The organism is Marinomonas shanghaiensis (genome assembly GCF_003259175.1).
GTDB classification, from domain to species: domain Bacteria; phylum Pseudomonadota; class Gammaproteobacteria; order Pseudomonadales; family Marinomonadaceae; genus Marinomonas; species Marinomonas shanghaiensis.
The window spans coordinates 26,688-39,334 of the sequence record NZ_QGOK01000001.1 but is presented as its reverse complement, the minus strand read 5'-3'; the positions used below and the strand labels follow the sequence as shown (position 1 = coordinate 39,334).

At 44.0% G+C, this 12,647-nt stretch carries 11 protein-coding genes; 6 read left to right on the top strand and 5 right to left on the bottom strand.

Annotated elements, in window-relative coordinates; all coding sequences use genetic code 11:
- Positions 1 to 2 precede the first annotated feature (2 nt).
- Genes DKT73_RS00130 through DKT73_RS00120 form a run of 3 tightly spaced genes read right to left on the bottom strand, consistent with a single transcriptional unit; the run spans position 3 to position 4,393 of the window.
- Positions 3 to 2,345 carry an ATP-binding protein gene (locus tag DKT73_RS00130; RefSeq protein WP_111636595.1) on the bottom strand — a complete coding sequence of 781 codons (2,343 nt, stop codon included), beginning with the start codon at positions 2,343 to 2,345 and terminating at the stop codon, positions 3 to 5.
- Between the two features lie 35 nt (positions 2,346 to 2,380).
- The gene (locus DKT73_RS00125; RefSeq protein WP_111636594.1) at positions 2,381 to 3,154 is read right to left on the bottom strand and encodes an avidin/streptavidin family protein; all 774 of its coding nucleotides are present in this window, start codon (positions 3,152 to 3,154) and stop codon (positions 2,381 to 2,383) included.
- Between the two features lie 15 nt (positions 3,155 to 3,169).
- Positions 3,170 to 4,393 (bottom strand): pepsin-like aspartic protease, encoded by a 1,224-nt coding sequence (locus DKT73_RS00120; RefSeq protein WP_111636593.1) that lies wholly within the window; start codon positions 4,391 to 4,393, stop codon positions 3,170 to 3,172.
- A gap of 153 nt (positions 4,394 to 4,546) precedes the next feature.
- Between DKT73_RS00120 and DKT73_RS00115 the strand changes: the two genes are divergently transcribed.
- Positions 4,547 to 5,095, top strand: coding sequence for a hypothetical protein (locus tag DKT73_RS00115; RefSeq protein WP_157959131.1), 549 nt, complete (start codon positions 4,547 to 4,549; stop codon positions 5,093 to 5,095).
- Here the strand turns inward: DKT73_RS00115 and DKT73_RS00110 are convergent.
- A complete protein-coding gene (locus DKT73_RS00110; RefSeq protein ID WP_332871621.1) occupies positions 5,087 to 5,620 on the bottom strand; it encodes a lipocalin family protein in 534 nt (177 codons plus the stop codon). The genes DKT73_RS00115 and DKT73_RS00110 overlap by 9 nt on opposite strands.
- Positions 5,621 to 5,716: 96 nt before the next feature.
- On the opposite strand from DKT73_RS00110, the gene DKT73_RS00105 reads away from it, so the two are divergent.
- From DKT73_RS00105 to DKT73_RS00085, 5 genes are all read left to right on the top strand, one after another.
- Positions 5,717 to 7,183 carry a glycosyl hydrolase family 79 N-terminal domain-containing protein gene (locus DKT73_RS00105; protein WP_111636591.1) on the top strand — a complete coding sequence of 489 codons (1,467 nt, stop codon included), beginning with the start codon at positions 5,717 to 5,719 and terminating at the stop codon, positions 7,181 to 7,183.
- A gap of 119 nt (positions 7,184 to 7,302) precedes the next feature.
- Positions 7,303 to 8,322 (top strand): Fe2+-enterobactin ABC transporter substrate-binding protein, encoded by a 1,020-nt coding sequence (gene fepB, locus DKT73_RS00100; RefSeq protein WP_111636625.1) that lies wholly within the window; start codon positions 7,303 to 7,305, stop codon positions 8,320 to 8,322.
- Entirely contained in the window at positions 8,319 to 9,335 is a 1,017-nt protein-coding gene (fepD, locus tag DKT73_RS00095; RefSeq protein ID WP_232827744.1) for a Fe(3+)-siderophore ABC transporter permease, read from the top strand. The genes fepB and fepD overlap by 4 nt, the downstream gene beginning before the upstream one ends.
- A complete protein-coding gene (locus DKT73_RS00090) occupies positions 9,332 to 10,348 on the top strand; it encodes a FecCD family ABC transporter permease (RefSeq protein WP_111636590.1) in 1,017 nt (338 codons plus the stop codon). Before fepD ends, DKT73_RS00090 begins: the two co-directional genes overlap by 4 nt.
- Positions 10,345 to 11,214 carry an ABC transporter ATP-binding protein gene (locus DKT73_RS00085; protein ID WP_111636589.1) on the top strand — a complete coding sequence of 290 codons (870 nt, stop codon included), beginning with the start codon at positions 10,345 to 10,347 and terminating at the stop codon, positions 11,212 to 11,214. The genes DKT73_RS00090 and DKT73_RS00085 overlap by 4 nt, the downstream gene beginning before the upstream one ends.
- A 61-nt stretch (positions 11,215 to 11,275) precedes the next feature.
- On the opposite strand, the gene entS is transcribed toward DKT73_RS00085, so the two are convergent.
- Positions 11,276 to 12,589: an enterobactin transporter EntS gene (gene entS / locus DKT73_RS00080; RefSeq protein WP_111636588.1), complete on the bottom strand. Its 1,314-nt coding sequence runs from the start codon at positions 12,587 to 12,589 to the stop codon at positions 11,276 to 11,278.
- Positions 12,590 to 12,647: the final 58 nt, after the last annotated feature.

Genomic DNA, 12,647 nt, shown 5'->3' with positions numbered 1-12,647 from the left:
CTTTAATCACCTTGAAGCTCTAAAATAAGCTGAGTAGCTTTAACATAAGCCGTCTCAAACTCAATATTATGTACATCATCAATTATATGTTCTATCTCGAAAGCGTATTTAGTCTCTCTTACCATTTTGCGCAATGCATCAAAATGACTCTCCACCAAAAAATCTGAACTCATTAATAAAGGAGTGATCTGTTCCAATGCCTCCCTAAGCTCAGCATCGGAAAACACCATATCATTAATACCCGCTTCAATTTTAGAGATATGAGGCACTAACACAGTATTTAGTTGACTGATCAGTTCACGAAACGCGTCTATTAATAATGGTAATTTTTTCGAATAAGCGACGTCAGTATTCAATTCATTTTCTAATGCCAAACAGTAAGAGGATAAGGTAAAAGCACCAATATAAGCTGAATTAGATTTCAGCGAATGCAATATAGAAAAAAACTTATCTCCAGATATTTCTTCTAGATACACACCTTGATATTTTTCATAAAACGCCATAACTAAGTCGATATATAGGTTTGTCTTTCCACCCAAACTCTTAACGGCTTCGTAGACTTCTAATGTATCGATTGATGACAGATTAGACAATAGCTGTAGATGACTACTCGCCTCGTGACCGCTCTCTAAACGATCTGTTTGTGAGGTACTGTGCGGTTCCCTTACATTCAAGTGTTTTTGTAAAATTTTGTATAAATCGATTTTTTTAATCGGTTTGTCTAAATGGGCATTCATTCCAGCACTTGCGGATTGTTTTTTTGCTTCTTGAGATACATGAGCAGTCATGGCTATGATGGGAATAGAATGATACTTAGAATTTTGCCTAATTTTACGCGTGGCTGTCAGACCATCCATCACAGGCATCTGAATATCCATAAAGATCAGACTGTAATCTTGCCTATTCATTTTACTAATCGCCTCTTCACCATTTCCCGCCACATCAACCCGTATGCCTGTCTCATCTAAATATCCTAAAATAACTTTTTGATTAATGATGTTATCTTCGACTAACAGAATGTGATACTGAGATAAATCAGGTGCCGTAGTATTGGCATGCATTTCAATCTGGTCAGGTGATTTTTTTGGGGTCGGTGTGGTTAATGGTAAAGAGAAACTAAAAGTGGAACCTTGCCCTACTTCGCTGTTAAACCAAATTCTTCCCCCCATAAGCTCACAAAGTTGACGAGAAATCGCCAATCCTAAACCTGTGCCGCCAAACTCACGGGTAATACTGTCGTCCGCTTGTTGGAAAGACTGAAATAACTGTTCTGAAAACGTCTTTGCTATTCCAATTCCCGTATCAATAACATCACAGCGCAACAAGAGATCCTGATCACGGTTCGTCTCAGCATAAACACGAACGCAAATACCGCCTCGCTCCGTAAACTTAACCGCATTGCTCATTAAATTGACTAAAACTTGTTGGATACGTAATGGATCCCCTAACAAAATAGGCGGTAGAGAAGAGGAAATATCGATGGTTAATGTAAGCTTTTTTTCTTTTGCCTTAATAGCAACCATATTAGTCGCATAATCAACAATCGATCGAGGTGAAAACGGCACGACTTCAATGCTCATCTTTCCGGCTTCAATCTTCGAAAAATCCAGTACATCGTTGACCAAGCTGAGCAAGACTTCGCCTGAGGTAAGTATTTTATTAATGTAATCTTGCTGCTCGCCGTTTAAAGGCGTTTTTAAACTGAGATGGCTCAGTCCGATGACAGCATTAATCGGTGTGCGTATTTCATGACTCATTCGAGCGACAAAAGAAGACTTTGCTTCTAACGCCTCTTCTACGATACGTTTGGCGCTTTCCAATTCTTTTGTTCGTTCTTGCACCTTGCGATCTAGATCTTGATTAATGGTTTCAAGTGCAACACTGTATTCAAGCAGCTTTTCATTAGCCTGTAATGCCATCAATTCGGCGTCTTTTATTTTGGTAATATCACGACTGACACCACAGACGAAAACCGCCTTTCCGGTTAAATCAAATATAGGTACAAACAAGGTATCAAAATAAATACGACTACCATCACCCCTTATGCCAGCTTGCTCGATGGATACAGGGGTTCGATTAAGAATGACTTGGCGGTACGTTGCAAAGACTTGTTCGGCCATTTCATCACCAAACTGCACTCGCAAATTGAGTCTGTGTATTTCAGAACCGTTTTCTAGACCCATGACCGCTTTGGAAGCAGGGTTGTTATCGTAGAGGGAAAACTCATCACCATCTTCTACCGCCATAATAAACATCAGGTCGGCAGAATAACGCCACATCTGTAAAAAGCAGTCTATGATGGTTTGATCATGCTCTTCTTTGTTATAAACATGACTTAAGATCATTTGTTCTCCCTCACATTTGAATAAAAACCTAAAGGCTAATTTTTAGTGAGCTCCCAATTCATCGAACTGGCTTGAAAATACGCCTCTTCAGCCGTAGTTGAGTTCGATAACCAACGAGAAAGCACTAGTGCCCTACCATCTTGGCTAATACGACCAACAAGGGATATGGGCTGTTTAGTATTCAGCATATATCCACTCAGGCTAACACTTTGTAATATATTGTTATCAACTAAGATATCCGTGAAACCCAGCATACTCATTATCTCGTTGTTGTAAGAAAGCCAACCATTGACAACACCGTATTCTGGATCTTGCAAAAACAAGGTTAACGCCACTCCTTGTTCTTTATCCGACCAGACGCCGTTAATTGGATTCGCAACCTGTATTTTAGGTTTCGCCAATAACGCAATATTATGAGTGCGTAACTCACTCGCATCGGATTGCTTGGTAAACACCAGTTTGTCAATATAATCACCGGGCGAAAACGCTTGGTAACTTGTCGTTGTCACCAAGGCATTCATGACTGTCATGTGACCATTGTCATCAAGCTGACCACAATAAGTCGATACCCAATGTGAGCCACCATCGGGTTCTTCGCCACCGATAGAACGCCAATAAATCGATAAAACAAGCGGCTGCCCACCCTCATGTGTTGGGTCACTTGGAGCACAATGGCCAGTCACCAAATACGTCCCAGTTGAACCGGTATGTGAGCGATATTCACCGAAAATAAACCCCTCATCATCAACTTCCAACACCATGGTTGAACCATAACTGTTTTTCCATGTCCCGTTTAAAATCAATGCCATTGCTTTCTCCTTACACTAAGAGTGAAAAATTCGTGCTGGTTTACTTTGCGTTGTCGTAATGACTTTAGGCCCAGTGGATTTGTTAAAAACCCACATACCGATAGGAAGCAAGGTTATTTTGCCTGCAACTTCCTCCACGTTAAATTCATATACCGTATAGAGATAATCCATGAGCACTGAGCCAACTAAAGCAATGTAGTCGGCTCCTTCCATTGGCTGAAATTGCGTGACTACTTTGCCCTTTTCCTCGCCTGCTTCAATTAAGACATTGTACATATCTGAGGTCACCACTAATTTGCCCACCTCCCCTAAATCAGTTTGGCTGATTTCGATGACCAAATCCGCCTTCGTTTGGGAGGCGATGTCGTACAGCGTCGTCATCACATTACAGTCGCCCTTAAATTGCGATGAACCGGAATCTAACGCTAAAAAATAAGGGGATTTGGCCGCGGAGTCGAGAGCAATAACCTGAGTATCGCCGATAGAAAGCGATGTCATTTTGCTGGTCCACAAATAAGGCACGCTGTATTTATCCCACGGCAAAAACAAATACTCTTTACTGTCTCGGTAATCTTGATTTAACTGGCCAAATTCAACTTGTCCATGTCTTTCATCTATGTCCGTTAAAAACCCCACATAGGGGTGCTTGGCACTGACCACTCCTTGCTCGATTAAACTTTGAAAAAAGTGAAACGAAGTCGGTTCGCTTACTTGTTGACTGTGTATTCCACGATAAGAAAAATAGGCGCTGGAAACTTCGGATAATTCGGTTGTGCTCGGAATGCCAATCCCGCCATCCCAATCCAGCTCACGAAACTGCACACCTTCATACGCTTGCGCTAAATAGAGGTCTGAAGACAACGATATCGGTCCAGTGTCGATTTGCCCGAGTGCATCGGGCGTTAGCGTCAATCTATCTTGACCTGTTTTAACCGCCATGCTGCCCCACGGTCCAAAATTGACTGACATGGTCTGTTGGTCAACCCATGAAAAGCTGGATGATAATTGATAAATAAATTGTTGATCGCCATAATGATGACAGGTATCAGACTTACATAAACTTGAGGTAACCCAGATAAAGTTACTGCCCGTATCAAAAGAAAATTTCAACATTTGAGCAGAGGTACCGACGCCAACATAAGCATACCAAGGTGACGCACCATTGTTCTGATAAGGCCCACGATCAAGTGAAATGGAAAGACCTGTCGCCTTATCATGAACTAATACTGATTTTTTCATATTTCCCCCAATAAGCACGTGTATACTCAATTTGCCTGTCGATAAAACAGGCTTAAAAATCGATGAAAACACCCTATTAAATAGACAACCTTTCATTCCCTTATACTTGATCTAAAAACGTAATGACATATGAAAAATAAGCAGAAAAATTCCATGCGTCGCCAACTCGTTCAATTCGGCATTTTTTTGACTGGGCTAACCACCCTAAGCTTAGCCCATAGCAGTGATCTGATCGCCTTTGGAAAGGAATGCTTAGCAAAAGAGGAACGCTTGAAAGCCGCGAAAGACGAACTCGACGCCCTATCATTAAGTACACACAGAACGCAGGGGCAAACTCATCATGCAAGAAATGATGTAGATCTTTATCAAGAGAAAAAAGCAGAGCTAGAAGCCATCATAGCAGACTGTGCAGCCACCGATCCCAATAGTGCTTACTGCCATCAGATACGCTATCAATACAACGAAATTAATTATTTAATACAACGAGCAAAAGAAGAAAGCATAAAAGAAATCGAGGATGTCGACCACGCCTACATCGAATACGATCTCGTCAGAATAGATTTTAATGAGCAATACGAAGCCTTTATGGCCTACTGTCGAAATTCTGACGCTCATTACGCTCTTCTTCAAAGTCCTACGGCGTACGCCGCTGTCTGCTCCAACGAAAACGCTAAGCGGTCTATTACTTGCTCGTTATTTTGAGTGAATGACGGTAATCAACTTATCCATTGGAAAGCCTAACGCCTGAGCCTGTGCTAGTAGTCGATTCTTAACGTCGGCTGGCATAGTAGGCGTGCGAGACAAGAGCCAAAAGTAGTCTCGGCTTGGGCCAGAAATCATGGCATATTGATAATCTTTTTTATCCAGTTCAAAGATGACATAAGCCCCATAAAATGGCCCAAAGAACGAGACTTTCAAATGACCGACATCCGAGGAATTAACAAAATAGGCGCGACCTTCTGCTTCTCGCCATTTTTTATCTTCCGCCGAATACCCACGATTCAATACCGCAACACCACCGTCATCACGCATAGAATAGGTTGCGGTTACGTTAGACAGCCCCTCTTCAAAAGCATGGTCTTGGCGCACTATCTCGTACCAAGTTCCTAGATAACGCTCCACTTGGAACTGGGTGACCGGATCAATATTTTTCGGAGCACCAGTACAACCCGCCAATAAAGTGCAGCTTGCCAACAACATCGCCATCATCCAAACCATTACTTTCATTGAAGTGTCCTTTATAAAATGGGGGCATCAAAAGCATCACACAAATGTCACACTTTTATTGCAGTCTAGCAAAATCTTTATGAGGAATAAGAGCACTTGTTTTTTTCTAGATTGCAAAGGCAACAAAACGTTCGCCAAAATAAATCACTGGTCGTTAATCTTAGCAGCACGACGCCCATAACCACCATAGACTTAAGATACTTATCTTTCTCGATTGATATTTCAGTATTGGCGGGAGGTTTTTGGTGGGAAGGCAGTAAAGGTACGCAGCGTGGGCTTGGTACAGAACGGGTCGCCCCCCTCGATTTACAACAAGAAAAACTCGACTTATTAGTAAAAGCATTAGGTCCAGCCTATGTGCGCGTTGGCGGTTCAGAAGCCGATAAGATTCACTATTTTACGAGCCAGCCTTCTCACCTTGCTCGCAACTCAGACATCCTCATCATCACCCAAAACATGTGGCATCAGCTACATGATTTTTGTCAGCGTAACGAATTAGCACTGATGTTCACCATGAAATACGGTCTATTTGAACGACGTCAACAAGGTCACTGGCAAGCAAGCGAAGTCAAAGCACTGTTGGAGTACAGCCAAGCGCATAGACAAAACATCGACATTTGTGAATTGGGTAATGAGCTCAATGCCTATTGGGCGTTTCATGGTTTAACCTCTCAACCCAGTGCGCGTAATCTTGCCAAAGACTACGATACGTTTATCCGTTGTGTGCGCCAATATAGCCCTAATAGCAAGATTGCTGGTCCTGGCAGTGCTTTTTGGCCAAGAATCGGCGAAGCCATCAAACCCCTTAGCAACATATCAGCGTCCTTTTTGGATTACTTAGAAGAGCCCCTCGATATTGTTGATTGGCATTATTATCCATTCCAAAGCAGCCGATCTCCTGTCAAAACGCGAGCTGCCACTATCAAAAATATTCTCTCGCCAAGCTCTCTCTTGGATTATGAGCGATACTCGAAGCAATTAGAAAATTTTCGTAATCAATATCAACCTAGCGCGCAATTGTGGACGGGGGAGACAGGCTCAGCTCAATGCGGTGGACAAGCCAAGCTTTCAGACCGTTTTGTATCCTGCTTTTGGTGGGCAGACCAATTGGGACGTGGCGCTAAAATTGGTCAAAAAGTCATGGTAAGACAAAGCTTAATTGGTGGAGATTATGCTCTTATTAACCGCCAAACCTTGAAGCCAAACCCAGATTATTGGATTAGCTGGCTATGGGGCAAGCTCATGGGAGAGCGTGTTTTTGATGTACAAAGCAACGATCCCTATGTGCAAATCTACTGCCATAGCGCGAAAAAGGAAGGCAAATGCACCTTACTCATTATCAATATGTCTGCCAGCCCTAAAATCCTGCACTGCAACGGCTTTGGATCAAAGAAAAAGCGCTTTGAAATCACTGCGGACTCTCTCACTTCAAAAAAAATTCGTATCAACGGCCTCAAGCCAAAATTTAGAAATGGCAAAGTCAAACTGAGTGATTTTCCTAAGCTCTCTAAGCTCAACCTCGTCAGCCCATACAGCATCAACTTTTGGTGTTTTACTGTGTAACAAATAGAGACTCTTAAAAAAATAAATAGAAATGATTATCAATAGTATAAATATTCTATTCTCATCTATATAATAACGCGTTCTTCACGGTCTACAGGATTTTAGACATGGTTCGCTTTATGACACACTTCAAGCAAGTTCTCGCTCTTCTTTTTTTAAGTCTTACTTTAGCAAGCTGTGACCAATCCCCCACAGCCGCGCCAGACAAACCACAATTAAAAATAGATCAGGTAGAAAAAAGCACATCGGGTTGGCCAAGAAAAATCATGACCCCGGAAGGTCTGCTCACTCTCAATAAAAAACCAACCAGAATTGTGTCCACCAGCGTCACCTTGACGGGGACTTTACTTGCTATCAAGGCACCCCTTGTCGCTTCTGGCGCTACTATGGCAAATACCAGCGTAGCATCTGAACAAGGCTTTATGCGCCAGTGGGCAGACATCGCAGAAACTCGAGGTGTCACTCCCCTCTATCAAACCGAACCCAATGCCGAAGCGATCATCAAGGCCAACCCAGATCTAATCATCATTTCTGCAACTGGTGGAGATTCCGCCATCAAGCTCTATGAACAGCTTAAAGATATCGCACCAACATTGGTTATTGCGTATGACGACAAAAGCTGGATGCAATTAGCAAACATTTTTGGTGACCTTCTAGGTTTAGAAGAGCAAGCGAAAACCATGATCCAACGCTTTGAACAAGAAGTGAAACACACCAAAACGACGATTAACCTACCGCCTCAACCGACCACGGCCATGGTCTATTACCAAGACGACACTGGTGCCAATATTTGGACCTCAGAGTCAGCACAGGGTCGATTATTACAAGAACTTGGTTTTACTCTAGCTGACGTCCCTGAGAGCGTAAAAGGCAATATCAGCATGGGAATTCGTCATGACATAATCATTGCTACTGGGGAACGCTTTCCTGATGCGGTAACTGGCAATACCACACTACTGTTTTCAGCCAGCTCTGATAGAGAGCAAGCCTTTATAGATAACCCTTATTTACATGAAACAAGTTCTGTACAAAACCATCAGGTATTCGCCGTTGGCGAAGACACTTTTCGCTTAGACTATTACAGCGCCACCAATTTATTGAAGCGATTGCAAGCACTGTTTGGGCGTGAAAAGTCATGACCCATAACACAATGTCTGCGTCAAAGAGCAAGCGATACGCTTGGTTGTTCGCATTGCTGCTATTTTTACTCATTATTATGATCGCCAGTTTATGCATTGGGGCAAAGCCGATTTCCATGGGCATTCTGTGGAATATATTCATGGGCGAAGAGCATGGACTGGCTAAAACCATTGTTATTGAAGGTCGTTTACCACGCACTTTAAACGGGCTTTTTGTTGGTATGGCGCTTGGAACGTCTGGCGCACTGATTCAGGCAATAACCCGAAACCCTTTGGCGGACCCCGGTATTCTTGGCGTTAACTTAGGTGCCAGTTTAGCCATCGCGATTGCCATCGTCTTTTTAGGCGCAACTCAGCTGACCGAATTTTTTGGCTATGCGGCTCTGGGGGCTTTTTTAGCCAGCTTATTAGTGTATTTCGTTGGTAGCATCGGCGGTGGTAGAGCCGACCCACTGAAACTTACGCTAGCAGGGGTTGCCATTGGCGCCGTATTTGGCGGTATTAGCTCTGGCCTTACCCTTTTCAACCCTAGCGCATTTGATCAGATGCGTTTTTGGGCGGTTGGCAGCCTAGATATTCGCGCGATATCTGTCCCATTATTTATTGCCCCTATTGTCATCGGCGGCTGTTTGTTAGCCATATCGATTACCCCAGCCCTTAATGCATTTGGACTAGGCGACTCTTTGGCATCTGCACTGGGCAGCAAACCCGCTCGTATTCAGTTATTAGGACTAATAGCAGTTACATTACTTTGTGGCGCTGCCACTGCGGCGGCCGGCCCCATTGGCTTTGTCAGTCTCATGATGCCACATATTGCTCGCTGGATGGTGGGCCCAGATCAACGTTGGATCATCCCCTTTTGCTTTATTCTAACGCCCATATTGCTATTAACCGCTGACATCATCGGACGTGTATTAATTGTTGGGGAATTACGGGTTTCTATTGTGACCGCGTTTATCGGTGCACCTATTCTGATTTATTTAGTGCGCAGAAAAGGAGCTTCTGGACTATGAATGTCGATCGTCCCCACACACTGACAATAACTAACTTTGTCAGCCACTACTCAAAGCAAATCATTTGTCTTTTTACTCTTGCGTTGGTCATTGCCACACTTTTTTTTGGTCAACACATTGCCAAAAATGCTCAAGATATTTGGCAACTTGTCACAGGCCAAGCTGCCCCCTATCAATCCATTGTTGTGTGGCAATGGCGAGCCTCTAGATTGTTTGCCGCCTTAGTGCTCGGTGCGGCGCTAGGAATCAGCGGTGCCGTATTTCAATCATTGGTTCGTAACCCTTTGGGTAGTCCTGATATAACGGGTTTTAATGTGGGTGCCTTTACCGGGGTTTTGCTGTCTATTGCTTTGTTTGGCAATCTATACTGGTTCAGTGTATTGGGTGCCATTCTAGGCGGTCTTTTTTCTGCCTTGCTCGTCTACTTATTCGCCTACCGAGATGGTCACTCCGGTTTTCGATTAATCATTGTCGGCATCGCGATTAGCGCCTCTCTTTCTGCGTTTAACCAATGGCTTATACTCAGCGTTTCATTAGAAACAGCAATGACCGCCGCGCTTTGGGGCGCTGGCACACTCAATGGTATGACCTGGATACGCATATTGCCCGCCGCGGTACTCATTGCGGTCTTTATAATCTGTGCTTTTTTGCTTAATACTCGTATGAAGTTGCTCGAAATGGGCGACGATACCGCGGCGGCTCTGGGCGTTTCAGTGAATAAAACCCGTCTCGCCCTAATGTTTGTTGGCGTTGCTCTAACCGCTGTCGCCACCGCCATCACTGGCCCAATAGCCTTCATTGCCTTGGCCGCGCCTCAGATAGCAAAACGGCTTGAAAACAGCGCGAGTACCTCATTGGGATCATCCGCGCTAGTAGGAGGGTTATTATTACTTAGCGCAGATTTTATCGCGCAACATAGCTGGGAAGGCTCGACATTGCCGGTAGGACTCATCACCGTGAGCTTGGGCGGTATTTATCTAGTGTTTTTAATTATTCGTGAGGGAAGAAAATGACGGCGACAGTCACAGAAATTCATCAGATCAAACCGAACAACGGCACCTCTCAAGCGCTACCTGAACTTTCTTTGTCGACCCATTCTGTTACCCTCGGTTACGATCAAAACATCATCACAGACAATCTCTCGGTTGATATTCCTGAAGGAAAATTCAGTATTATTGTTGGCCCAAATGGCTGTGGAAAATCCACTTTACTAAGAGCATTGAGTAGATTGCTGCCACCAAAATCTGGCCAAGTACGACTAAATAGCCAAGACATTCATGCCTTACCGACCCGTGAGGTAGCAAAAATACTGGGACTCTTGCCACAAAGCGCCATTGCGCCAGATGGTATAAAAGTGGTCGATTTAGTCGCTCGTGGCCGCTTCCCCCATCAAAAGTGGTTTCAACCTTGGCGCGAACAAGATCAGATAGCCGTTGAGTCTGCAATGAAAGCGACAGGCATCGTGGAGTTCGCTCAGCATCATGTTGATCAACTGTCTGGCGGGCAAAAACAACGTGTGTGGGTAGCAATGGCCTTGGCTCAAGAAACACCATTATTGTTATTAGATGAGCCAACGACGTACTTAGATATTGCCCATCAAATTGAGCTAATGGATTTATTTCAAGACTTAAACCGCCTACAAGGTCATACCATGGTGGCGGTTCTGCATGACCTTAATCACGCTTGCCGATACGCTGACAATCTTATTGCTATGAAAGCAGGAAAAATCATTGCCTCTGGCGCACCCAAAGACGTAGTTACTGAAGCACTTATTGAAAACGTATTTGGCTTACCCTGTATGATTCTAGAAGACCCTGTTTCAGGTACACCATTAATCATTCCAAAGGGTCGACAAGTGTCGTCGAGCTGCAAGCTATAAATAAAAAATGGCAATGTCCTGCGACATCGCCATTTTTAAGATTACACCATCTAAAAAGTCATTACGCCGTCGCCTCTTTTGCCTCAATGGCTTCTGTTTTATCAGATCCTTCTTTAGCAATGCCTTCATCAGGAAAGAGCGTAGTATCGATCAAGCTAACATTTCTTAATGATCGATTGCCGACACTTAATAATACCGTTGCTGCGGCACAACCAAAGCCAAGGGCGACTAACCCCATAATCGGCGACAACACCTTTACAAGTGCACCAATGCCTAATGCACCCGCAGAATCCCCTACCACATCTTGCGCGGTCCAGAAGCTTCCAATTCGCCCTAACATATGATCGGGAGTATGACCTTGTACAATGGTGTATTGCAGCAAACCACCAATCGACCCTAGATAACCAAACACCGCCAAGGCAAGCAGCATTAACACTAAATGTCCCATAAACCCCAACGCAGAGACACACAAAAAGGAGAAAAACGCCGTGAACAGCATAACCATACCTGGCCTCTTCGCATGACGAACCCAACCGCTAGTAAGTGCTCCTAAGGTCGATCCTACAGGCACCGCGGCGTACATGAGCCCCACTTCAAACGCCCCGCCACCAAACGCGGTTGCCGCTAAAGCAGGAAATAAAATACGAATAGATTTAGTGACCGCTTCTAGCGTACCCAATGCAACAACGGCACGAATAATTTTATGCGTAAACACAAAGCTAAATCCGTCTATTAAAGAGCGAATTGGATGCTCTTTAGGCCCACCTTCTTGCGGTTTCATATTGGGTAATGTTACCAGCGTAATCAGCGTACAAAGCGTGCCTATCGCTGCCAAAGTATAGTTCCATGTCACCCCAAATGACACAATCACCACACCGGCAACAGCGGGTGAAATGACGGAACCAATACGGACAATCAACATGCTTAATGCACCCGCTGTTGGCAAATTTTCTCGCCCGACTAAATGAGGAATAGACGCCATTAATGCTGTCATTCCAATCGCACTGAAAAAACCGTCCCAAAGGGAAATGGCATAAACGGCCCATAGACTTGGCTCTGACAAATACGCATTGGCTGCAAGCAAAACAAAACCAACACCGCAAATAAAGCGCGAAAATAGAATCAGCCATTTGCGGTCCATTCTGTCTGCTATAACACCTCCGAGCATCAGACCGACAAACATCCCTATTCCATCTAACGCTACGGCAAAACCAACCTGTAAACTGGATCCCGTTAACTCATATATCTGTACCGGCACGGCAACATTTAGCATGCCAATACCCAACACAGACATCAGCCGAGCAATGAAAATAGCGCGAAAGTTTCTGTTGGTTTTCAGCAAACTAAAATCCAACATAATATTTGATTTTGACATAAACACTCTTTAAATCTGGCGCGACATTTCGCCGCGCTCTAATACGTTTGAAGTTGTT

Excerpts from the sequence above, each read along its gene's own strand:
- DKT73_RS00130 (WP_111636595.1), bottom strand. The coding sequence starts at position 2,345 with ATGATCTTAAGTCATGTTTATAACAAAGAAGAGCATGATCAAACCATC.
- DKT73_RS00125 (WP_111636594.1), bottom strand. The coding sequence starts at position 3,154 with ATGGCATTGATTTTAAACGGGACATGGAAAAACAGTTATGGTTCAACC.
- DKT73_RS00120 (WP_111636593.1), bottom strand. The coding sequence starts at position 4,393 with ATGAAAAAATCAGTATTAGTTCATGATAAGGCGACAGGTCTTTCCATT.
- DKT73_RS00115 (WP_157959131.1), top strand. The coding sequence starts at position 4,547 with ATGCGTCGCCAACTCGTTCAATTCGGCATTTTTTTGACTGGGCTAACC.
- DKT73_RS00110 (WP_332871621.1), bottom strand. The coding sequence starts at position 5,620 with ATGAAAGTAATGGTTTGGATGATGGCGATGTTGTTGGCAAGCTGCACT.
- fepB (WP_111636625.1), top strand. The coding sequence starts at position 7,303 with ATGACACACTTCAAGCAAGTTCTCGCTCTTCTTTTTTTAAGTCTTACT.
- fepD (WP_232827744.1), top strand. The coding sequence starts at position 8,319 with ATGACCCATAACACAATGTCTGCGTCAAAGAGCAAGCGATACGCTTGG.
- DKT73_RS00090 (WP_111636590.1), top strand. The coding sequence starts at position 9,332 with ATGAATGTCGATCGTCCCCACACACTGACAATAACTAACTTTGTCAGC.
- DKT73_RS00085 (WP_111636589.1), top strand. The coding sequence starts at position 10,345 with ATGACGGCGACAGTCACAGAAATTCATCAGATCAAACCGAACAACGGC.
- entS (WP_111636588.1), bottom strand. The coding sequence starts at position 12,589 with ATGTCAAAATCAAATATTATGTTGGATTTTAGTTTGCTGAAAACCAAC.